The following is a 2238-nucleotide window of genomic DNA, read 5'->3' as shown; positions in this document are numbered from 1 at the left end:
GCCATGACCTGGCTTATTGCTATCGCAGTTGCCGTTGTCGTACTGATCGTGCTCGTCGCTGTTTCCAATGTGATTGTCTACATCCCCAATGACCGCGTCGGCGTGGTCGAGCGCCTATGGGGTGCGCCATCGGTCAGCCGTGGACTGATCGCACTCAAGGGTGAGGTGGGTTACCAGCCGACCGTGTTGCGTGGTGGTCTGCATTACTTCGCCCCGTTCCAGTATCGCGTGCACAAGGTCGACCTGGTGACCATTCCGCAGGGCGAGATCGGCTATGTCTTCGCGCGTGACGGTCACGATCTGGAGGAAGGGCAAGCTTTGGGCCGCACCATTCCGGAAGGTATCGAGGATGTCGCAGCCTTTTTGCGTGCCGGTGGCCAGAAGGGTCCGCAGCGCACGATTCTTCGCGAAGGTACGTACGCCTTCAACGTGGCGCAGTTCGCCATCATTACGGCGTCGCGCGTGCATGGCCTGCTGATGTCCGAAGAGGAACGCGGCACGATCGACCACATGGGCAGCGTCCTGAAGGAACGCGGCGGCTTCTCGCCAGTCATCATCGGTGGCCGTCGCGAGAAGGCCTCCGCGGATGCCGATGACACCGCCAACGACATGCTCGGCGTGGTGACGGTGCACGATGGTCCGGTGTTGCCGCCGGATGAAATCGTCGCGCCGCGCGTGGGCCAGGATACGTCCGACAAGGCGACGTTCCACAACAACTTCCAGAACATCGACGCCTTCCTGCAGGCCGGCGGTAATCGCGGTCGCCAGCATCAGGTCCTCGTGGAGGGTACGTATTACATCAACCGCTTGTTCGCGACGGTGGATTTCATCCCCAAGACGGTGGTGCCGGTCGGCTTCGTTGGCGTCGTGGTTTYGTACATCGGCAAGGCCGGTGCCGACCGCTCGGGCGAGGGTTACTCGCATGGCGAACTGGTCGACAGTGCTTGCCGTGGTGTGTGGAAGGAGCCGCTGCTGCCGGGCAAGTACGCGTTCAACCTTTACGCAGGCAAGATCCAGCTGGTGCCGACGACCAACTTCATCCTGAAGTGGACGCCGGAAGTGACCAATGTGCACAAGTTCGACGAAAACCTTTCCGAGGTGTCGTTGATTACCAAGGACGCGTTCGAACCGCTGTTGCCGCTGTCGGTGGTGGTGCATATCGACTACCGCAAGGCGCCCCTGGTGGTGCAGCGCTTCGGCGATATCAAGCGCCTGGTCGACCAGACGCTGGACCCGATGGTCAGTGCCTACTTCAAGAACATCGGTCAGACGAGAACTCTGATCCAGCTGATCCAGAACCGCGCGGATATCCAGCAGCTGGCCAGTGTAGAGATGATGGAGCGCTTTGCCGCCTACAACCTGGAGCTGCAGGAAGTGCTGATCGGTACGCCGCACGGCAGTACCGGCAACGCGTCGGGTGCGCGTATCGATACGCTTCTTAATCAGCTGCGCGATCGCCAGGTGGCGATCGAACAGGTGGCTACGTTCGAGTTGCAGGAAGAATCGGCGGTGAAGGAGCGCTCGCTGCGCGAGGCACGTGCCAAGACCGATATCCAGGCCGAGCTGACCAATTCGGCGATCCATATCGAGATCAAGAAGAACGTCGGTGATGCCAACGTGGTGGAAGCCACCAAGCGTGCGAACGTGATTGGCATCGACGCGGACGCCGAGCGTCGCCGCCTGACTGCGGAGGGTGATGGCCGTGCGTCGGCGATTGCGGCCGTAGGTAAGGCTGAGGCACAGGCGATCGAAGCGAAGTCGACGGCGTTGACTGGCGAGGGTGCGCGATTGCAGCTGATCAATACGCTGGGTGCGCAGTTTGCCGAGGCGATTCGCGATGGACACATCGCCATCGTGCCGAAGATCTCGTTGGGTGGTGGCGAGGCTGGTGGGAATGGATTGTCTTCGTTGATTCAGCTGGCGAGTGCGTTCCTGGCCGAGCGGGCGGATGGGGAACTCTCCGATGGGAAGGCGTTGCAGACGACCCAGGGGTGAGCTAACAAGCAGCGCCCGCGGTCCTACGGTATCCCCCGGCTTAGCCGGGGGATTTGGATGATCGGGCTTGCGAGAGACGACATTCCCGGGCCAGGTCATTGCCCACCTCTGGTATTTCTCATGCCGAGGCAGCCGCCATCGACTAGAAGGCATGAAATGCGGGCGACGGCGTGATGTAGGCCAATGAGGATTGGCCTGATGGTCAGCTGGTCGCGATAAGCATGCAGATGGCCGGGATAACGG

General features: G+C 61.2%; 1 protein-coding gene. It reads left to right on the top strand.

What is annotated here, in order from left to right; genetic code table 11:
* On the top strand, positions 1–1995 hold a 1995-nt coding region (locus AC1DSN_RS21610), incomplete at its 5' end, for an SPFH domain-containing protein (RefSeq protein WP_477332807.1).
* Positions 1996–2238: the final 243 nt, after the last annotated feature.

The sequence above is a fragment of the Luteibacter sp. P4_D7_3 genome (assembly GCF_056401735.1).
The sequence above is the reverse complement of the archived record's forward strand: the minus strand, read 5'-3'. Positions and strand labels throughout refer to the sequence as shown.